Raw genomic sequence first — 20,030 nt, 5'->3', positions numbered from 1 at the left:
GACGGCCCCTCGCACCGAGCCGCGGGCCGCCGCCGCGTTCAGGGGACGCGGCGGCGGCCCGCTTCCATGGCGGGCGTCAGGTCAGCGGCGTCAGCAGGCAGCGGCCGACCAGGCCGACGCTCGCGTCGATCCGCTCCGCCAGCTCCTCGGCGACGTCGCCGAGCGCGCGTACGGCCCACAGCGCGCGGAACGCCGACCACGCCGCCTCCCGCGCCGCCTGCAGGCTCCACGAGCCCACCAGATGCGTCAGCGGATCGGCCACGTCCAGCAGGTCGGGGCCGGGCATCAGCTCCTCGCGGATCATCTCCTCCATCCCCACGAGAAGATCGCCGATCCGGTCGAAGTCGCCCTCCAACGCGGCCGGTTCGACGCGCCGGGCCCGGCAGGTGTCGACGAGGGCGAGCGCCAGATCGTGTCCGATGTGCGCGTTGATGCCGGCCAGCGCGAACTGGAGGGGCCGTACGGCCGGGTGGCGCCGCAGCTGGAACAGCGGCCGCCAGCAGGCGGGGGCCCGCCGCCCGGCCGCGGCCGCGTCCACGGCCGCCAGATACCGCCCGGCGAACCGGGCGTCCAGCTCCGCGGCCGCGTCCCGGTCCCCGAAGTGCCCGGCGGTGATCCGCCGGTCGATCTCCGCGGTGACCGACAGGTACACCCGGTTGAAGACGGCCACGCCGTCGCCCGGCGGCAGTTCGGCGTCCAGCGCCCGCATGCGCGCCAGCACGCCGTCGACATCGGTCTGGGCCCACTGCGACTGCGTCGTCGTCATGCGCTCAGCGTGACAGGGGCGTATCGGGCGCGCCGGGCGCCGGGCGGCGGATGACCGGAACGGATGAACCGCGCCTCCCGTGCCAGCGCGCGGCGTCCCGCCCCAGTCCGCTGCGCAGATCGGACCGTTTCGCGCGTCCCGTGCCCGCGTGCGGCGTCCTCACCGGCTCTCCCGCCGGGCTGTACCGGCGGGCCGCCCCGCCCGGCTGTCCCGGCCGGCTGTCCCGTCTGGCCGTCCCGGCCGGCCGTGCGGCCACCGCTGCCCCCGGTGTCAGCGGTGACCGGGGCGGGTGCGGCGGCGCCTCCGGCGGGGAGGCCGACGGAGGCGCCGACTCGGACCCGGCCGCCCACCGGGCCCGTACCGGCCGCGTGCCCATGCCGGTCGCACGCGGCCCCGCGGGCCGCCCGCCCGTACGCGCTCCGGGCGGGGACCGGCCCCTTCAGCCGCGTCCGGGCCGAAGGGGTATGACGCAGCGTCGGCCGCGTGTGACGCGAGCAACAGGGTGTGCGCGGACGGAGAGCGGGCACATGGCGTGCGCGGGGTACGGACCCGACCGTTCCGGATGATCCCCGGCCGGGCCGCCCGGCAGCGGCGGAAGGCGCCGGAGCGAGTCCGGCCGTACGGCGTTTTCGTCACTGAGCGAATCCACTCGAATACCCCTTCCGGTTCGGTTTGTCCCCGTCGAAGTGATCAGCTATTAATCACTTCGGCTCTGTGGCGTGCAGGGCGGCACAGATGTGGAGCGTGATCATGGCGGGCTTCGGGTGGAAGCTGCACGGCGACGGCAAACACCTGGGACCCGACGAGGTGGTCAGGCCCGGCGAGCGGCTGACGTGGGGCAGGACGGTCGGGCTCGGCGCCCAGCACGTCGTGTCGATGATCGGCGCGTGCTTCGTCGCCCCGGTGCTCATGGGCCTGGACCCCGGTCTGGCGCTGATGGCCTCCGGCGTGGCGACGGTGCTGTTCCTCCTGATGACCCGCGGCCGCATCCCCAGCTACCTGGGCTCCTCGCTCTCCTTCGTCGGCGTCTCCGCGGTCATCGCGGGCCAGGGCGGGGACGCGGGCACCCTGACCGGCGCCATGCTCGTGGTCGGCGCCTGCCTGGCCGGGTGCGGCATCGCCGTGCACTTCCTGGGGGCGCGGGTCATCCACGCCGTGCTGCCCCCGGCGGTGACCGGCGCGGTCGTCATGCTGATCGGATTCGGCCTGGCCCCCGTCGTCGCCTCCACCTACTGGCCGCAGGACCAGTGGACGGCGCTGGCCACCATGCTCTTCACCGGGCTGGCCCTGGTCGTGCTCCGCGGCTTCTGGGGCCGTGTCGCGATCTTCCTCGGGCTGGTCTTCGGCTACGTGCTCTCCTGGGTCCTCGACGCGGCGCTGGGGCAGATCCACTCGGCGGACGGCGCCGGCAAGGTCGTCGACCACTGGCGCATCGACTTCTCCGGCGTGGCCCAGGCCGACTGGATCGGCGTCCCCACCTTCCACGCCCCCAACTTCCAGTGGTCGGCGATCCTGGTGGCGCTGCCCGTGCTGGTGGCGCTGATCGCGGAGAACGCCGGGCACGTCAAGGCCGTCGGCGAGATGACCGGCGACGCCCTGGACGACAAGATGGGGACGGCCATCATCGCGGACGGCACGGCGACGATGCTCTCCACGGCGGTGGGCGGCCCGGCCACCACCACGTACGCGGAGAACATCGGCGTCATGGCGGCCACCCGCGTCTACTCGACGGCCGCCTACTCCGCCGCCGCCTGCTTCGCCCTCCTCTTCGGGCTGTGCCCCAAGTTCGGCGCGGTCGTCGCCGCGATCCCCGGCGGCGTGCTCGGCGGCATCACCGTGATCCTGTACGGCATGATCGGCCTGCTCGGCGCGCAGATCTGGGTGCGGAACAAGGTGGACTTCTCGCAGCCGCTCAACCTCGTGCCCGCGGCGGCCGGCATCATCATCGGCATCGGCGGCGTCACCCTGAAGTTCACCGACAACTTCGAGCTCAGCGGCATCGCGCTGGGCACCCTGATCGTCCTCACCGGGTACCACGCGCTGCGCTGGCTCTCCCGCGCCGCCGCCGGGCGCCGGCCCTCCCTGCTGGACGGCGGGACCACCGAGTACGACCGCGCGGCCGGCGGACGGGACTGAGCGGGCTTCCGCACTATGCCGCAAGCCCGGCGGCCGCACCCGCTGAGCTGCTGCAACCGGCTCAATCGCGGCCACCCCATCGAATGCACTGGCGTCGAGCCGGGAACCGTGGGGCGCCGCGGCGCGATAAGCGTTCGGTGTCACATTCTTCCTGCGCAACAGGAGACGCAAGATGCTGAAGTTCATCGGTCGCGCCGCGGCCGCCACGATCCTGGCGGGCGCCGTCGTCGTCCCCATGTCCGGCGTGGCCCAGGCCCACAACGGCGGTCACCACCACCACAACAACTGCTACTCCTACGGCAGCTACCACGACCTGCCCGCCCGCGGCTGGGGCAACAGCTGGAACAACGGCTGGGACAACGCCCTGTGGGGCCACAGCGGCCGCTGGGGCAACAGCAACGGCTGGGGCTGTGACGACTACCGCTGGGGCGGGCACCACCACCACGGTGGCGGCGGCTACCCGGTCCACGGCTGGGGCATCTGACGCTCGGCCGCTGATCTGTCGGCAGACCACGGGCCGTACCGCGCACTCCGTCAAGGGGAGCGGGGTACGGCCCGCGGCCGTGCTCCCGGCGGCCCCCGGTCAGGTGCGCCCGCCCGCCGTGGACGGCGCCCCGGCCGCCTCGTGGCGCGCGCCGCGCAGCACGCCCGCGCCCGCTATCAGCCCGAACGCGAGCGCCGTGACCAGGCCGAAGGAGACCGTGAGCGACGTCGCGTTGGCGATCTGGCCGATGGCCGCCGGGGCGATGAGCCCCGAGGTGTAGGTGATCGTCGCGACGCCCGCGATGGCCTGGCTGGGCGCCGGGCCGCTGCGCGCCGCGGCCGCGAAGGCCAGCGGCACGACGACCGCGATGCCCAGCCCGATCAGCCCGAACCCCGCGATGGCGGGCGCCGGACCGTCCGCGAGGACCACCAGCAGCCCGCCCGCCGTCGCCAGCACGCCGCTCGCCCGTACGGTCCGTACGGGCCCGAAGCGGCGCACCACCGCGTCGCCCGCGAACCGGGACGCGGCCATCGTGCAGGAGAAGGCCGTGGTGCAGGCGGCGGCCAGGCCCGCGTCGGAGTCCATCACGTCCCGCAGATAGACCGCCGACCAGTCCAGGCTCGCGCCCTCCGCGAAGACCGCGCAGAACCCGACGGCGCCGATGACCAGCGCGGAGCGCGGCGGCAGCGCGAACCGCGGCGGCGGGTGCTCCTCGGCCGCGCCGCGCAGATCGAGGACCCACCGGCAGGCGAGCGCGCCCAGCGCCACGAGGGCGCCCGCCGCGACGGCCAGATGCAGCCGGGCGTCCACGTCGGAGCGCGCGGCGAGGGCGCCCGCCGCCGAGCCGAGGAGGGCGCCCGCGCTCCACATGCCGTGCAGCCCGGACATGATCGAGCGGCCGAGCCGCTCCTCGGTCTCCACGCCCAGCGCGTTCATCGCGACGTCCGCCGCACCGGCCGTGGCGCCGTAGACGAACAGGACCGCGCACAGCCCGACCAGGCCCGGGGCGACGGCGGGCAGCGCGAGCGCCGCGCACCACAGGCCGAGCAGCCCGCGCAGCGCGGTCCGGGAGCCGAAGCGGTGGGATATCCGGCCCGCGAGCGGCATCGCGCACGACGCGCCGATCGCGGGGAAGGCGAGCGCCAGCCCGAGCAGGCCCGAGCTGATCCCCAGGTGCTCCTGGATCCAGGGGACCCGGGTGGCGAAATTGCCGGTGACCGCGCCGTGCACGGCGAAGACCGCCGAGATGGCGACGCGCCCCCGGCGCAGTTGCGGATCCGTGCCCTTGGCCATGCCCCCATGTCCTCCCCGAAGGGCCGCCGCTCCGCCCTCCTCCCGTCCTGCCCCGTCCATTCGGAGCGATAAACTATCAGGAACCCTGCCTGTTAAATAGCGCTGGCCTGAGTGCTTTCACCCAGCGCCTTCACCCAGCGCCTCACCCAGCGTCTGCGAGGAACCCGGCATGCGCACCGCGACCCCGAGCACGGCCCGCGCCATCAACGACCGCATCGCACTCGAACTCCTCCGCGACGAGGGCCCCTTGACCGCGGGCCAGCTCAGGGACCGCACCGGGCTCGCCCGGCCGACCGTCGCCGACCTCGTCGAACGGCTCCGCGAGGCGGGCCTGATCGCGGTCGTCGGCGAGGCGGGCGCCGAGCGCCGCGGCCCCAACGCCCGGCTGTACGGGCTCGTCGCCGACCGCGCGCACCTGGCCGCCCTCGACGTCCGCGCCCACAGCGTCACCGTCCGCGTCGCCGACCTGCTCGGCCGGCCGCTCGCCGAGGCGTCGCTGCCCGTCGACCCGGAGGCGGGTACGGGCCCGCGCCCGACGGGCGTCCTGCTGGACGCCGTCGAGCTGGTGGCCCGTACCGCCGCGGAGGCCGGCGCCACCCGCCTGCACACCGTCGGGGTCGGCGCGCCGGGCCTCATCGACCCGGCCACCGGCGCGCTCTCGCCCACCGGCGGCCTGCCGCGCTGGCACGGCCGGCTCTCCGCCGCCCTGCGCGAACGGCTGGCCGTCCCCGTGCTGCTGGAGAACGAGGTCAACCTCGCCGCCGTCGCCGAACAGCGCCTCGGCGCGGTCCGCGACCGGGACACCTTCGTCCTGCTCTGGCTCGGGCACGGCACCGGCGCGGCCGTCGTCCTGGGCGGCAGGCTCCACCGCGGCGCGTCCGGCGGCACCGGCGAGATCGGCTTTCTGCCGGTACCCGGCACCGCGGCCCTGCCGTCGGCGACCGCCTGCGACGGCGGCTTCCACTCCCTCGCGGGCAGCGCGGCCGTCTGCGCCCTGGCCCGCGAACACGGCTTCGCCCCCGTCCCGGACGTGGCCGGGCCGCCGGACGGGGCCGCCGCGGCGGAGGCGGCGGTACGCGCCGCGGCCGGCGCGGGGGAGCGGGGCGCAGCCTTCCTCGACGCGCTCGCCGACCGCGTCGTCCTCGGCGCCGCCGCCCTGTGCGCCGTACTGGACCCGGGCTGCGTCGTCCTCGGCGGCGAGAGCGGCCGGGCGGGCGGCGCGGCCCTCGCCGGCCGCGTCGAGCGGCGCCTCGCCGGGATGTCCCCGCTGCGCACCGAGGTGCGGCCCACGGCCGTGGGCGGCTCGGCGGTGCTCCGGGGGGCCGTCCTGACCGCGATGGACGCCGCCCACGACGCGCTGTTCTCGCCGGCTCGTTGACCGCGGTCCGGGCGGTGCGAGGGGCGTAGTGAACCGATGACCCGATGTATGCTCACATGGCGTCGGGTCGGTCCTTGCCGTCCCCGACGGCCTGCGGACACGAATGCCGCTCCCGCTCCGGCCCCCGGCGGTCCCGGCTCCGATGCCGAACGGACGCTCACCGGAGTGCTTCGCGCCGCCGCAGGCAGCGGTCCTCTGCCGCCCCGGCTCCGGGCTCGTCCGCAGATCTCCCCGCCCCGTGGGGTCCGCTCGCCTTCCCAAGGCCCACCACCGCGATGCCCGGAACGCCGCACGCCCGCCCGCCGAGGCCGCGCCCGGCGTGCCGCGATCGCACTTCGAATGGGGACAGTTGTGAAGTTGAGCGAACTGCTGGACGGGCACGAGCACCAGGTCCTCCAGGGCGACCCGAACACCGCGGTCACCGGAGGCATGACCTTCGACGCGGACCGCTCGGCGCCCGGCTCGCTCTACATCGCGGTCCGCGGCCACGCGGACGGCGGGCCCGGGGCGATCGGACGGGCGCTGGCGCGGGGCGCGGTGGCCGTGCTGATCGACGGCGAGGCCCCGGCGCCCGAGGGGGCGGGCGACGGCGTGTGCGTGGTGCGGGTGCCGGACGCCCGCGTCGCGGCCCCCGTCGTGGCCTCCCGCTACCACGGCGAACCGGGCCGGGGCATGGACCTGGTGGCGATCACCGGCACCAACGGCAAGACCTCGGTCTCGTACATGGCCGAATCGATTCTGCGGCTCGCCGAGGGCGCGCGGGTGGGCGTCATCGGCACCTCGGGCAGCCGGGTCGGCGGCGAGCCGATCCCGATGCCGAGGTCGGTCCTGACCACGCCGGAGGCCCCGGAACTCCAGTACCTGCTCGGGCGGATGCGCGATCGCGGGGCCTCCAGCGTGGTGCTGGAGGCCACCTCCATGGGGCTGTTCACCCACCGGATGGACCGTACGTTCGTCGACGTCGGGGTGTTCACCAACCTCACCCAGGACCATCTCGACGACCACGGCACCATGGAGCGGTACAAGAAGGCCAAGCTCCGGCTCTTCCAGGGGCTCTGCCGACGCGCGGTCGTCAACGCCGACGACCCGGTCGGCGCCGAGATCCGGGCGCTGATGCCCGACGCGTCGGTCACCTACGCCATCGACGCCGAGGCCGACTACCGGGCGAGCGACCTCTCCGTGGGCGCCTCCGGCAGCCGCTTCACCCTCCACTACGACGGCCAGAAGCACCCGGCGGCCATCCCCTTCCCCGGCCGCTTCTCGGTCTCCAACGCGCTGGCCGCCGTCGCCGCCTGCCACCAGCTCGGCCACAGCCTCGAAGCGCTGGTCGGCACGCTCGACCGGCTGCCGCCCATACCGGGCCGGTTCGAGCGGTACGACACCCGGGACGGCACCTCGGTGATCGTGGACTACGCGCACTCCCCGGACTCGCTGGAGAAGGTCCTCACCACGCTCCGGGGCTTCGCCGCCGCCCGGATCATCACCGTCTTCGGCTGCGGCGGCGACCGGGACACCACCAAGCGCGCCGCCATGGGCGCGATCGCCGGCCGCCTCTCCGACCTGTGCGTCCTCACCTCGGACAACCCGCGCACGGAGAACCCGGAGACGATCCTCGACCACGTGGAGGCCGGCGTCAGGCCGACCGGCACCCCCTTCGAGCGGTTCGCCGACCGGCGGCGCGCGATCCGCTTCGCGCTGGCCATGGCCCAGCCCGGCGACACCGTCCTCGTCGCGGGGAAGGGCAGCGAGCCCTATCAGAGCATCGGCGACGACCTGATCCCCTTCGACGACATGGACGTCGTCCGCGAGCTCGCCGAGCCCAGCCGGACGCCGAGGGCCGGCGCCCGGCCCCGCGGCGTGTGACCCAGTGCACAACAGTTCGCTCGCATGCCCTTCGATCAGACGTGGCAGACTGGACCCGTACTGATATACGCAAGCGCACTCCGGGGTCGGTGAAAGTCCGAACCGGCGGTTACAGTCCGCGACCCGGTCGCCTCCAGCGGCCGGTTGACCAGGTGAAACTCCTGGACCGACGGTTAAAGTCCGGATGGGAGGCAGTGCGCGGCGGGCTCGTTTCGGTACGCCGTCGCCGACGGCTCGTCCTCCCCTGGGCGACCTGTATCCCGGCGTCCGCGTAGCCGTCGCGTGGTCCGTTTTCGTCGTTCCGACAGCCCCGGAGTCCGTGCCTGACCAGGCAGGAGGACCCGGTGGCCACCCCAGCCGCAGCGCCCCTCGGGGAACGCGACGCCATGCGCCGCGCCATCGAGCTCGCCGCCCGCGCCCTCGGCGCCACCAGCCCCAACCCCGTCGTCGGCTGCGTCGTCCTCGACGACCGGGGCCGCGGCGCGGGAGAGGGCTGGCACGCCCACGCGGGCGGCCCGCACGCCGAGGTCGTCGCGCTGCGCGCGGCGGGGGAGCGGGCCCGCGGCGGCACCGCCGTCGTCACCCTCGAACCGTGCAACCACACCGGCCGCACCGGCCCCTGCGCCCAGGCCCTCCTGGACGCCGGGATCGCCCGCGTCGTCTACGCCGTCGCCGACCCCACCCCCGCCGCGACCGGCGGCGCCCGCACCCTCGCGGACGCGGGCGTCGACGTCGAGGGCGGCCTGCTCGCCGACGAGGCCGCGGCCGGCAACGAGGCATGGCTGACCTCGGTCCTGCGCCACCGCCCCTTCGTGCTGTGGAAGTACGCGGCCACCCTCGACGGCCGCACCGCCGCCGCCGACGGCACCAGCCGCTGGATCACCTCGCCCGAGTCCCGAGCCGACGTGCACCGGCTGCGCGCCGAGGCCGACGCCGTGATCGTCGGCTCCGGCACCGCCCGTACGGACGACCCGCAGCTCTCGGCGCGGCTGCCGGACACCGAGGTCAGCCAGCCGCTGCGGGTCGTCGTCGACACCGCCGCCACCGCCGTGCGGCCCGGCGCCCGGGTCCTGGACGGCGCCGCGCCCACCCTCATCGCCGTCGCCGAGGACGCCGCCACCGCCCACCTCGACGGGCTCGCGCCCGTCGTGCGCCTGCCGCGCGCCGCCGGCGGCCGCGGCCTGGACATCCACGCCCTGCTCGCCGAGGTGTACGGCCGCGGCGTGCGCTCCGTCCTGCTGGAGGGCGGCGCCACCCTCGCCGGCGCCTTCCTCGCCGCCAACGCCGTCGACAAGGTCGTCGGCTATCTCGCCCCCGCCCTGCTCGGCGCCGGGCCCGCCGTGCTCACGGACGCCGGAATCGGCACGATCTCGCAGGCGTTGCGCCTCGACGTGAGCGAGATCCACCGCCTCGGCCCCGATCTGCGCGTCACCGCCGTCCCCCGCGTCCAGCACGCCGCCGCCGGAGCGGGCCCCGCCGCCCCCGGCCGCGCCGCCGCCCCGCACCCCGCCCGCTAGGAGAGTCACGTGTTCACCGGAATCGTCGAAGAACTGGGTGAGGTCACCGCCGTCGAGGAGCTCGGCGACGCCTCCCGCTTCAGTTTGCGCGGCCCAGCCGTCACCGAGGGCGCCCGCCACGGCGACTCGATCGCCGTCAACGGCGTCTGCCTCACCGTCGTCGCGCGGGGCGACGGCGAGTTCACCGCCGACGTGATGGCCGAGACGCTGAAGCGCTCCAGCCTCGCCGACCTCGCCGTCGGCTCCCGCGTCAACCTCGAACGCCCGATGGAGCTCGGCGGCCGGCTCGGCGGCCATCTCGTCCAGGGCCATGTCGACGGCACCGGCACCATCACCCACCGCGAACACTCCGAGAACTGGGACACCGTCCGGATCTCCCTCCCCGCCGACCTCACCCGCTACGTCGTGGAGAAGGGCTCCATCACCGTCGACGGCGTCAGCCTCACCGTCGTCGACGCGGGCCCCGACTACTTCACCATCAGCCTCATCCCCACCACCCTCGCCATGACCACCCTCGGCATCAAGCAGCCCGGGGACCGCGTCAACCTTGAGGTCGACGTCATCGCCAAGTACGTGGAGCGGCTGCTGGGCGACCGTACGGAGACCGCCAAGTGACTGCCATCGGTTGGCTGAACGGCGAGGCGTTCGCCGTCCTCGGCCAGCACGTCATCTGGTCCGACATGATCGGCAACACCATCGGACTGATCGCCCTCGCCCTCGGCTGGCGGCGCTCCATCTGGACCTGGCCGGCCCAACTGCTCTCCGGCATCGTCCTCGTCTCCGCCTACGCCTACGCCCACCTGTCCGGCGGCGTCGGCAAGCAGCTCCTGGTCATCGGCGTCGCCCTGTGGGGCTGGCGGCTGTGGCAGCGCGGCCGGCGCGACGCGCAGGACGGCTCCATCGCCGTCCGCTTCGCCACCTGGCGCGAGCGCGGACTGCTGGCCGCCGGCACGGCCGCGGGCACCGCCGCCGTCGGCGCGCTCTTCGCCGCCGTCCCCGAACTGTCCTGGAACCCCTGGCCCGACGCGTACATCTTCGTCGGCACCCTCACCGCGATGGTCGCCCAGGCCCGCGGCCTCGTCGAATTCTGGTTCGCCTGGCTCCTGGTCGACCTGGTCGGCGTCCCGCTGGCCTTCACCAGCGGCCTCGCCTTCGCCGGCCTCGTCTACGTCGTCTACCTCGGCCTCGTCCTGTGGGGCCTGCGCGACTGGTGGCTGCGGTCCCGCACGACCACCCAGCAGCCCATCCCGGAAGGAGCGGCGGCATGACCGCACCGCACAGTTGGTACGGAGCCGAAGAGGACCTCACCCTCGACCCCGTCGAGCGCGCGATCAGCGACATCGCCGCCGGCCGCCCCGTCGTCGTGGTCGACGACGAGAGCCGCGAGAACGAGGGCGACCTCGTCATCGCCGCCGAGAAGGCCACCCCCGAGCTCGTCGCCTTCATGATGAGCGAGTGCCGCGGCCTGATCTGCGCGCCCATGGAGGCGAGCGCCCTCGACCGGCTCGACCTGCCGCAGATGGTCGCCCGCAACACCGAGTCGATGAGCACCGCCTTCACCGTCTCCGTCGACGCGAGCGCCGCGCACGCCGTCACCACCGGCATCTCCGCGGCCGACCGCGCCACCACCATCCGGCTGCTGGCCGACGCGGGCTCCGAACCCGGCGACTTCGTCCGCCCCGGCCACGTCTTCCCGCTGCGCGCCCGCCCCGGCGGCGTCCTGGTCCGGCCCGGCCACACCGAGGCCGGCGTCGACCTCGCCCGCCTCGCCGGGCTGCGCCCGGCCGCCGCCATCGTGGAGATCGCGGGCGAGGACGGCGCCATGCTGCGCCTGCCCGAGCTGGTCCCCTTCGCCCGCAAGCACGGCCTCGCGATCATCTCCATCGAGGACCTCGTCGCCTACCGCCGCTCCGCCGAGCCCACCGTCCGCCGCGAGGCCGCCACCCGGCTGCCCACCGCCTTCGGCGACTTCCGCGCGTACGGCTACCGCTCCACCGTCGACGGCGTCGAGCACATCGCGCTGGTCAACGGCGACATCGGGGACGGCGAGGACCTCCTGGTCCGGGTCCACTCCGAGTGCCTGACCGGCGACATCTTCGGCTCGCAGCGCTGCGACTGCGGCCCGCAGCTGCACGCCTCCCTGGAGCGCGTCGCCGCCGAGGGCCGCGGCGTCGTCCTCTACCTCCGCGGCCACGAGGGCCGCGGCATCGGCCTGCTGTCCAAGCTGCGCGCGTACGAGCTCCAGGAGCGCGGCCGCGACACGCTCGACGCCAACCTGGAGCTGGGCCTGCCCGCCGACGCCCGCGACTACGCGGCCGGCGCGCAGATCCTCGCCGACCTCGGCGTACGCAGCCTGCGGCTGATGACCAACAACCCCGACAAGGTCGCCGCCCTCGTCCGGCACGGCCTGCGGGTCACCGGCCGCGAGCCCATGCCCGTACAGGCCCAGGAGCACAACCTCCGCTACCTGCGCACCAAGCGGGACCGGATGGGGCACGACCTGCCGTGGCTGGACGCCGAGCGCGCCTCCGCCTGCGGCAACCAGTAGGACCGACCCGTACCCAGCAGCACAGCACCAGCACCGAGGAGAGACGTGAGCGGCAAGGGCGCACCCGAACTGAGCGTGAAGAACTGCGGCGACCTGCGTGTGGCGGTCATCGCGGCGCAGTGGCACCAGAAGGTCATGGACGGCCTCGTCGACGGCGCGCTGCGCGCCCTCGGCGAGCTGGGCATCGACGAGCCCACCGTGCTGCGGGTGCCGGGCAGCTTCGAGCTGCCCGTCGTCGCGAAGGTCCTCGCCGGCCGCGGCTACGACGCGGTCGTCGCTCTCGGCGTCGTCATCCGCGGCGGCACCCCGCACTTCGACTACGTCTGCCAGGGCGTGACCCAGGGGCTGACCCAGGTCAGCGTCGACACCGGGGTGCCCATCGGGTTCGGCGTGCTGACCTGCGACACCGAGGAGCAGGCCCTGGACCGGGCCGGCATCGAGGGGTCCACGGAGGACAAGGGGCACGAGGCGGTCACCGCCGCCGTCGCCACCGCCACCACGCTGCGCTCCGTGTCGGAGCCCTGGCGCTGAGCCCCGGCCCGCCACCCCGTAGGCTTGGCACCACCATGGCCAAGAAGACATTCGAGGAGCTCTTCGTCGAGCTCCAGCACAAGGCCGCCTCCGGCGACCCCAGCACCTCCCGCACCGCCGAGCTGGTGGACAAGGGCGTGCATGCCATCGGCAAGAAGGTGGTCGAGGAGGCCGCCGAGGTGTGGATGGCGGCCGAGTACGAGGGCGCCGCCGCCACCGCCGAGGAGATCTCCCAGCTGCTGTACCACGTTCAGGTGATGATGGTCGCGCGGGGGATCTCCCTCGACGACGTATACGCTCACCTCTGACCCGGCCCCCGGCCGGGCCCGCACCGCCGCGAACGTCCAACACCCCGACGTACAAAGGAAACAGACCTCATGCTGCGCATCGCCGTCCCCAACAAGGGTTCTCTCTCCGAGCCTGCGTCGGCGATGCTCCATGAGGCCGGTTACCAGCAGCGCAAGGACCGCAGGGAACTCGTCCTCGTCGACGCCGCCAACGAGGTCGAGTTCTTCTTCCTGCGCCCCCGCGACATCGCCGTGTACGTGGGCAGCGGCAAGCTCGACATCGGCATCACCGGCCGCGACCTGCTGCTCGACTCCGGCGCCAACGCCGAGGAGATCATGCAGCTCGGCTTCGCCGCCTCCACCTTCCGCTACGCGACCCGCCCCGGCACCGCCTCGGACGTCCGCGACTTCGGCGGCATGACCGTCGCCACCTCCTTCAACGGACTGGTCGCCAAGCACCTCGCCGACCACGGCGTGGACGCCTCCGTCGTCCACCTCGACGGGGCCGTCGAGACCGCCATCCAGCTCGGCGTCGCCGAGATCATCGCCGACGTCGTGGAGACCGGCACCACGCTGCGCAACGCCGGTCTGGAGATCATCGGCGAGCCGATCCTGGAGTCCGAGGCCGTCGTCATCCGCCGCACCGGCGAGAGCGTCGACGACCCCAAGATCCGGCAGTTCCTCCGCCGCATGCAGGGCGTCCTCGTCGCCCGGCGGTACGTGATGATGGACTACGACATCCGCGTCGAGCACGTCGAGCGCGCCGTCGCCCTCACCCCCGGCCTGGAGTCGCCCACCGTCTCCCCGCTGCACCACGAGGGCTGGGTCGCCGTCCGCTCGATGGTCCCCTCCAGCGACGCCCAGCGCATCATGGACGAGCTGTACGAACTGGGCGCCCGCGCGATCCTCACCACGGGCATCCACGCCTGCCGCCTCTGACCCCCAGCACGCCAGCCCACCACGAGATCCCTCCACGAGAGATGACGTCCGTGTCCGCGACCCAGCCCGACCTCCCCGCCCTGCCGGTCACCTTCCGGCCCACCCGCACGCGGGTCGTCCTGCTGACCGTGGGCACGGCCGTGCTCATCGCGCTCACCGTGATGTCGCTGATGCTGGAGACCCTGAGCCCCGGCGACAAGGCCACCTTCATCGGCACCGGCGTGGTGATCTTCGCCGTGCTGGCGCTGCTCAGCCGCCCCAAGATCGTCGCCGGTCCGGACGGCGTCCTCGTCGTCAACCTCACGACGACCCGCCGGCTGGACTGGGCGCAGATCGTGCGCGTCAATCTGCGCCCCGGCGACGCCTGGGTCCACCTCGACCTCGCCGACGGCACCAGCCTGCCCGCCATGGGCATCCAGCCCGGCGTCGCCAAGGAGCAGGCCATCGGCGACGCCCGCGCGCTGCGCGCCCTGGCCGAGACGCACGGAGCGGGCGCTTCCGCCTGAGGCGGCTGCCCCGTACGGGGCCTCCTTGATTACTCTGGTGCCACGGGCACACACCGTGCTCCGCCCCGCACCCAAGCGGCCGCGCCCCAACCGGCCGGCGGGGGACCTGCGAACCGAGGAGTGACTCCCTCCAGCGATGGACGGATCGTCCTGTAGTACCTGCGCCGCCCCCCACCACGAGGCGGCGGCATGAGCGTCACCGTGTCTCTCCTGCTGCTCGCGGCAGCCCTTCTCCTGATCCTCGCCAACGGCTTCTTCGTCGCCGCCGAATTCGGGCTGGTGACCGTCGAGAAGCCGGAGGCCGAGCGGGCCGCCGCCGGCGGCGACCGCCGCGCCCGGACCGTCGTCGAGGCGCTCCGCGAACTCTCCTTCCAACTCTCCGGCACCCAGCTGGGCATCACCATCACCTCCCTGGTGGTGGGCATGCTCGCCGAGCCCGCGCTCGGCCGGCTGCTGACCGGCCCGTTCTCCGCCGTCGGCCTGCCCGGCGGCGCCGGAGCGGGCGTCGCGGTGGTCGTCGGCATGCTGGTGGCCTCCGCCGTCCAGATGATCATCGGCGAGCTGGTGCCCAAGAACTGGGCGGTCTCCCGGCCGCTCCAGGTCGCGCGGTTCGTCGCCGGCCCGCAGCACGCCTTCACCCGCTTCTTCCGGCCCGTGATCACCGCCCTCAACAAGGTCGCCAACCGGCTCGTACGGGCCCTGGGCGTCGAACCCGCCGACGAGCTGGCCTCGGCCCGCACCCCCGGCGAGCTCGTCTCGCTCGCCCGGCACTCGGCGCTCGCCGGCGCCATCGAGCAGGACACCGCCGACCTGTTCGTACGGACCCTCTCGCTCGGCGAGCTGACCGCGCAGCACGTGATGACGCCGCGCGTGAAGGTCAGCGCCCTCCAGTCGTCCGCGACCGCCGAGGACGTCCTGAACCTCACCCGCGCCACCGGCCTCTCCCGCTTCCCGGTCTACCGCGAGCGGCTGGACGAGGTCGTCGGCATGGTCCACCTCAAGGACGCCCTGGCGGTCCCCGCCCACGAGCGGCTGCGCACCCCCGTGGCACGCGTCGCCGTGGCCCCGATGCTCGTACCCGAGACGCTGCCCGTACGGCCGCTGCTGGAGCGGCTGCGCAGCGAGCAGCCGATAGCCGTGGTCGTCGACGAGTACGGCGGCACGGCCGGGGTCGTGACCCTGGAGGACATCGTCGAGGAACTGGTCGGCGAGGTCCGCGACGAACACGACGGCCATGACCTGCCGGAGCTGGCCGCCGCCCTCACCGAGGACGGACGGCCCGCCTGGGACGCCGACGGCGGCTGCCGCGTCGACACCCTGCGCCGCATCGGCCTCGCCGCCCCGGACGGCCCGTACGAGACCGTGGCCGGACTCGTCGCCACGCTGCTCGGCCGCATCCCGGCCCCCGGCGACAGCGCCGAACTGCCCGGCTGGCGCCTCTCGGTGCGCCAGGTCGGCCACCACCGCGCCGAACGGGTGCGGATCGCACGGACCGGCGGCACGCAGGGAGAGCACCGATGAGCCTGCTGCAACTCCTCTTCGCCCTCCTGCTCGTGCTCGCCAACGGCTTCTTCGTGGGGGCCGAGTTCGCGCTCGTCTCCGTACGGCGCAGCCAGATCGAGCCGCGCGCCGCCGAGGGCTCGGCGCGCGCCCGCACCGTCCTGACCGGACTGGAGAACCTGCCGCAGATGATGGCGGCGGCCCAGTTCGGCATCACCGTCTGCTCGCTGACCCTCGGCGCGGTCGCCGAACCGACCGTGGCGCACCTGCTGGAGCCCGTCTTCCACGCCGCGCGCCTGCCCGAGCAGCTGGTCCACCCCTTCGGCTACGCCATCGCGCTCGCCCTGGTGGTCTTCCTGCACCTGGTCATCGGCGAGATGGTGCCCAAGAACCTGGCCATGTCCGCCCCCGACCGGGCGGCGCTGTGGCTGGGGCCCGGACTGGTCGCCTTCGCGCGGCTGTGCCGCCCGGTCACCGCGCTGCTCGGCGCGTGCGCCCGCGGCGTGCTGCGGCTCTTCGGAGTCGAGCCCAAGGACGAGGTGGAGGCGGTCTTCACCAGCGAGCAGCTCACCCACCTCGTCGACGACTCCCGGCAGGCCGGGCTGCTCGACCCCGAGGCGCAGGAGCGGCTGGAGGACGCGCTGGAGCTGGGCAGCCGCCCGGTCACCGACGTCCTCCTGGACGCCGCCACCCTGGTCACCATCGACCCGTCGGCCACTCCCCGGCAGATCGAGGAGCTGACCGTACGGACCGGCTACTCGCGCTTCCCGGTCCGCGCCCCCGGCGGCGCGTTCATGGGATACCTGCACGTCAAGGACGTACTGGAACTGGAGGACCGGGACCGGGCGGTGCCGCAGCACGTCTGGCGGCGCATCGACACGCTACGGGCCGAACTCCCGCTGGACGACGCGCTCACCGTGCTCCGCCGGGCCGCGGCCCACCTCGCGGCCGTGGCGGACTCCTCGGGCCGGGTGCTGGGCCTCGTCGCGCTGGAGGACGTCCTGGAGAAGCTGGTCGGCGAGGTCCGCGACCCGGCGCACCGGGACGTGCCGCAGGCCCGGCCCGACGCGGTGCCGGGCGACCTGCTGCGGCGCCCGCGGACGGCGGGCGGCACACCGCTGGTGCCGGCGGAGCGGGACGCGATGGCGGGCTGAGACCGTCGAGCAGCGGTCCGAGGGGGCCGCGGCGGTGCCGGCGGGCTGCCGAAGGGCGGCCCGCCGGCCTACTGCGGCTCCCGCGGGTCGCGGTCCAGCGGGCCGCGGCCGGAGAGGACCTCGCCGTACGCCTGCATCAGGTCCGGCAGCCGCAGCGTGGCGAGGTCGGCGCGGGTGGGGGTGGCCGCGAAGCCCGACAGCCGCAGATCGCGGTACGCGCAGCTCTTCTCGTACAGCGTGCGCAGGAAGCGGCCGTTGCCCAGCTCGTCGATCCAGCCCTGCTCCACGACGTGCCCGCTGATGCTGCGCAGCTCCTCCAGCGCCTCGTCGTCCCAGCCGTCGCCGTTCTCGCCGGCCAGCACCTCGCCGATGCTGGTGAGTTCGAGGGGACGGTAGCTGGGGAAGTCGACGCGGGTGGTGAAGCGGGAGCCGAGACCGGGGTTGGCGGCGAGCAGCCGGTCCATGCCCTCCGGATAGCCGGCCAGGATCACCACCAGCCGGTCGCGGTTGTCCTCGGCGCGCTTGAGCAGCACCTGGAGCGCCTCGTCGCCGTAGGCGTCGCCCTTGCTGTAGCCGGAGTTGGAGAGGCTGTACGCCTCGTCGACGAAGAGCACCCCGCCCAGCGCCGAATCGATCAGCTCATTGGCCTTGACGGCCGTCTGGCCGAGGAACTCGCCGACCAGATCGGCCCGCTGCGCCTCCACCAGATGGTCGCCGCCGAGCAGCCCGAGCGCGTAGAAGACCCGACCGAGGATGCGGGCGACGGTGGTCTTGCCGGTGCCGGAGGGGCCGGAGAAGACGAAGTGCCGTTTCGGCGGCTGCACGGGCAGGCCCTGCCCGGCGCGCAGCCGCGCCATGTGCAACTGCGCGGAGAGCGCCCGCACCTGCCGCTTCACGGGCTCCAGCCCCACCATCCGCTCCAGCTCGCCGAGCGCCTTCGCCAGGAGCACGGGGTCGGAGGGGCCGGCGGGCAGCTCGTCGTCGCCGGGCGGTACGGGCCGCCGGCCCTTGGACCGTATGCCGTCCGAGTCGAGGGGCGCGGCGCCGGGCGGCGCGGCGCCGGAGAGGTCCGGGTCCAGGCCGCCGAGCAGATCGCGGCCGTCCGGGGGGCCGTCGGCGGCCGGCGTCTCGGGGTCGCCCGCCGCGTCCTGGCCGAGGCCCGCGAGCGACACGGCTGCGAGGTCCGCCTCGACGGGCCCGTCGAGGCCGTCCCCGTCGGCGATGGCGGCGAGCCGGGCGGCGGTGTCCATGAACGCCGTGTCGACGCGGTGCACGGCGCGGTAGAGGGGGAGGGCCGCGGCGCTGCGGCCGGTGCCCTCGTGGGCGCGGGCCAGCCAGTAGCGCAGCTCCTTGCGCTGCGGCTGCTCGCTGCGGCAGCGCATCAGGGCGGCGGCGAGCAGCGGCTCGGCCTGTCCGTACATCTCCAGCCGGACCCGCGCCATGCCGCCGAACAGCCCGGCCTCTATGCCCAGCACCGGGTCGTCGAGGAGCGGTTCGGTATGGCGTACGAGCTGGTCCCAGTCCTTGACCAGATAGGCGCGGCACGCGTGCAGGAACCGCACCTGGGCGTCGGCCTCGACGGGCGGGCAGCCGGCCAGCGCCCGGTCCAGCTCGGGGACGTGGCGGCCGTCGAGCCAGTGCGAGGCGTGCGCGAGCAGCAGGTCGCGGCCGCTCTCCAGCACCGGCTGCACCCACCAGCCGAGCCAGTACCAGGAATTGAGGGAGCGTCGGTGGCGGGCGCGCTGCTCGCCGAAGCGGTCGCGGTGGCGGTGCATGCGCAGCAGCGCGGTGGTGGTGTCGGCGCGCAGCGCGTGCAGGCCGAGCCAGGCGTCGGCCATCGCCGGATCGATGCGGACCGCGACCCGGAACTCCTCCTCGGCCTGCGCGTACGCGCCCATGGTGTAGGCGTCGACGGCGCGCAGCCAGGCGAGTTCGGCCGGGGCGTGTGAGCCCTGCGTGCCGAATTCCATCACGTCCCCCACAAACCGTGCCCCCGTGGCGTGCCGCCGGGCGAGTGCCTGGCCGCGCTTTCTGACCGTTGTGCCGTGGACGGGAGTTGACCATTGCGTCGGCGCCCTCGTGCGGCGACCCGCCGAGTGCGCCGTTTGGCATCGTACCTGCGGAGTTGGCGTCGACCGAAGGGTGCCGCACGGCTGTTCGCGGCGCGGAGGGGAATACCGGCGGTGGTGACCGAGGGTAAGGGCTGATATGCGCAAAGGCCACAAATGGCCGCGCCAGGACAGAACGAAGCCCCCGATCACGGGGGAACAACCGGGGGCTTCGCGTCTGCCGACGGCCCTCGCGGGCCGCACATTGGAAACGTAAGTCCTGTACGGCCCCCAGGTCAAGCGGAGTTGAAGCACTCGGCGAGGAACGCGCGGCGGCGGGAAGCGGACCGACCGCACCCGGTCACGGAGCGTGAGGGCAAGGGCAGTTCAGCGGGGTCCGGCGGGCCCCGGCAGTACCTCATACCCCTGATCCCGCGAGAACACCAGGAGTTCGGCATGCGGACGCGAGGGGTCCGCGGCGAAATGCGCCTGTTCCGCGCGCATCCAGCCGTCCCAGAATCCGGACAGCCCGGGGCCGTCGCGGCGCCGGCCCCGCGCCCAGGAATCGCCCCGCGGCAGCTCCATCCACAGCAGGCAGGACAGATGCGGCCGCAGCGCCCGCCGCCCGGCGCCCACGCCCTCGACGAGCACGACCGGTTCGGGGGCGGCCTCCTTCACCTCGGAGAACCGCCGCCGCACCCAGTCGTACGCGCGATACCGCGCGGTCTCGCCGCGCCCCAGCGGCCCGAGCACCTGCTCGCACAGCCGGCCCGTCCAGCCGAACAGCTCCTCGTGGGTCGCGAGGTCGTCCAGGTGCAGCACCGGCGCGCCGCCGAGCGCCTCGGACAGCCGCCCCGCGAACGTGGTCTTGCCGGAGCCCGCGTGCCCGTCCACGGCGACCAGCCGCACCGGGCCGAGGGACGGCGGCAGCGCTGCGAGCCGCCGGGCGAGCGCGTCGAGCGGAGCGGGGGCGCCGCTGTCGATGGGATCTTTCACCTGGTCACCCTACGGTCCGCCGGGCAGGCGGCCCGCCCGTGATCCACCACAAGGTGGACCAGAGGGCGCCGGCGGTGGTATTTG

Annotated in this window: 18 protein-coding genes and 1 riboswitch; of the genes, 14 read left to right on the top strand and 4 right to left on the bottom strand. The window is 74.2% G+C overall.

Features of this window, described 5'->3' with window-relative positions; translation table 11 throughout:
- Window positions 1–76 precede the first annotated feature (76 nt).
- Window positions 77–766, bottom strand: coding sequence for a DUF5995 family protein (locus AB0I49_RS08285; protein ID WP_363226018.1), 690 nt, complete (start codon window positions 764–766; stop codon window positions 77–79).
- A 750-nt stretch (window positions 767–1,516) separates the two neighbouring features.
- On the opposite strand from AB0I49_RS08285, the gene AB0I49_RS08280 reads away from it, so the two are divergent.
- Complete coding sequence (locus AB0I49_RS08280) at window positions 1,517–2,902, top strand: solute carrier family 23 protein (RefSeq protein ID WP_363226017.1); 1,386 nt, start codon at window positions 1,517–1,519, stop codon at window positions 2,900–2,902.
- A gap of 172 nt (window positions 2,903–3,074) precedes the next feature.
- On the top strand, window positions 3,075–3,386 hold the full coding sequence (locus tag AB0I49_RS08275) for a hypothetical protein (RefSeq protein ID WP_363226016.1): 312 nt from the start codon (window positions 3,075–3,077) through the stop codon (window positions 3,384–3,386).
- A gap of 99 nt (window positions 3,387–3,485) precedes the next feature.
- Here AB0I49_RS08275 and AB0I49_RS08270 read toward each other — a convergent pair whose 3' ends face one another.
- Complete coding sequence (locus AB0I49_RS08270) at window positions 3,486–4,679, bottom strand: MFS transporter (protein ID WP_363226015.1); 1,194 nt, start codon at window positions 4,677–4,679, stop codon at window positions 3,486–3,488.
- 169 nt (window positions 4,680–4,848) lie between these two features.
- On the opposite strand from AB0I49_RS08270, the gene AB0I49_RS08265 reads away from it, so the two are divergent.
- The 12 genes from AB0I49_RS08265 (at window position 4,849) to AB0I49_RS08210 (ending at window position 16,902) form a co-directional block, all read left to right on the top strand.
- Window positions 4,849–6,057 (top strand): ROK family transcriptional regulator, encoded by a 1,209-nt coding sequence (locus tag AB0I49_RS08265; RefSeq protein ID WP_363226014.1) that lies wholly within the window; start codon window positions 4,849–4,851, stop codon window positions 6,055–6,057.
- 351 nt (window positions 6,058–6,408) lie between these two features.
- Window positions 6,409–7,920: a UDP-N-acetylmuramoyl-L-alanyl-D-glutamate--2,6-diaminopimelate ligase gene (locus tag AB0I49_RS08260; RefSeq protein WP_363226013.1), complete on the top strand. Its 1,512-nt coding sequence runs from the start codon at window positions 6,409–6,411 to the stop codon at window positions 7,918–7,920.
- A gap of 71 nt (window positions 7,921–7,991) precedes the next feature.
- A riboswitch (FMN riboswitch) is annotated at window positions 7,992–8,122 on the top strand.
- Between the two features lie 184 nt (window positions 8,123–8,306).
- Window positions 8,307–9,437, top strand: coding sequence for a bifunctional diaminohydroxyphosphoribosylaminopyrimidine deaminase/5-amino-6-(5-phosphoribosylamino)uracil reductase RibD (gene ribD, locus AB0I49_RS08255; RefSeq protein ID WP_363226075.1), 1,131 nt, complete (start codon window positions 8,307–8,309; stop codon window positions 9,435–9,437).
- Between the two features lie 9 nt (window positions 9,438–9,446).
- Window positions 9,447–10,052, top strand: coding sequence for a riboflavin synthase (locus tag AB0I49_RS08250; protein ID WP_363226012.1), 606 nt, complete (start codon window positions 9,447–9,449; stop codon window positions 10,050–10,052).
- Window positions 10,049–10,705, top strand: a complete 657-nt coding sequence (locus AB0I49_RS08245; protein ID WP_363226011.1) for a nicotinamide mononucleotide transporter family protein — start codon at window positions 10,049–10,051, stop codon at window positions 10,703–10,705. Before AB0I49_RS08250 ends, AB0I49_RS08245 begins: the two co-directional genes overlap by 4 nt.
- Window positions 10,702–11,985 (top strand): bifunctional 3,4-dihydroxy-2-butanone-4-phosphate synthase/GTP cyclohydrolase II, encoded by a 1,284-nt coding sequence (locus AB0I49_RS08240; RefSeq protein ID WP_363226010.1) that lies wholly within the window; start codon window positions 10,702–10,704, stop codon window positions 11,983–11,985. Before AB0I49_RS08245 ends, AB0I49_RS08240 begins: the two co-directional genes overlap by 4 nt.
- Window positions 11,986–12,030: 45 nt before the next feature.
- Window positions 12,031–12,516, top strand: coding sequence for a 6,7-dimethyl-8-ribityllumazine synthase (gene ribH / locus AB0I49_RS08235; protein WP_363226009.1), 486 nt, complete (start codon window positions 12,031–12,033; stop codon window positions 12,514–12,516).
- Window positions 12,517–12,551: 35 nt separating this feature from the next.
- Complete coding sequence (locus tag AB0I49_RS08230) at window positions 12,552–12,824, top strand: phosphoribosyl-ATP diphosphatase (protein ID WP_363226008.1); 273 nt, start codon at window positions 12,552–12,554, stop codon at window positions 12,822–12,824.
- A 69-nt stretch (window positions 12,825–12,893) separates the two neighbouring features.
- A complete protein-coding gene (gene hisG, locus AB0I49_RS08225) occupies window positions 12,894–13,742 on the top strand; it encodes an ATP phosphoribosyltransferase (protein ID WP_363226007.1) in 849 nt (282 codons plus the stop codon).
- Between the two features lie 41 nt (window positions 13,743–13,783).
- The gene (locus AB0I49_RS08220) at window positions 13,784–14,248 is read left to right on the top strand and encodes a PH domain-containing protein (protein ID WP_363226006.1); all 465 of its coding nucleotides are present in this window, start codon (window positions 13,784–13,786) and stop codon (window positions 14,246–14,248) included.
- 189 nt (window positions 14,249–14,437) lie between these two features.
- Window positions 14,438–15,769 (top strand): hemolysin family protein, encoded by a 1,332-nt coding sequence (locus tag AB0I49_RS08215; RefSeq protein WP_363226005.1) that lies wholly within the window; start codon window positions 14,438–14,440, stop codon window positions 15,767–15,769.
- Window positions 15,766–16,902, top strand: a complete 1,137-nt coding sequence (locus AB0I49_RS08210) for a hemolysin family protein (protein ID WP_363226004.1) — start codon at window positions 15,766–15,768, stop codon at window positions 16,900–16,902. The genes AB0I49_RS08215 and AB0I49_RS08210 overlap by 4 nt, the downstream gene beginning before the upstream one ends.
- Window positions 16,903–16,970: 68 nt before the next feature.
- On the opposite strand, the gene AB0I49_RS08205 is transcribed toward AB0I49_RS08210, so the two are convergent.
- Both AB0I49_RS08205 and AB0I49_RS08200 read right to left on the bottom strand, forming a co-directional pair.
- Window positions 16,971–18,872 (bottom strand): AAA family ATPase, encoded by a 1,902-nt coding sequence (locus tag AB0I49_RS08205; RefSeq protein WP_363226003.1) that lies wholly within the window; start codon window positions 18,870–18,872, stop codon window positions 16,971–16,973.
- Between the two features lie 465 nt (window positions 18,873–19,337).
- Complete coding sequence (locus AB0I49_RS08200; RefSeq protein ID WP_363226002.1) at window positions 19,338–19,946, bottom strand: hypothetical protein; 609 nt, start codon at window positions 19,944–19,946, stop codon at window positions 19,338–19,340.
- Window positions 19,947–20,030: the final 84 nt, after the last annotated feature.

Origin of the sequence: Streptomyces sp. NPDC050617 (assembly GCF_040654795.1) — a bacterium.
Taxonomy (GTDB): Bacteria; Actinomycetota; Actinomycetes; order Streptomycetales; family Streptomycetaceae; genus Streptomyces.
This window is presented reverse-complemented; position numbering and strand designations above follow the sequence as displayed.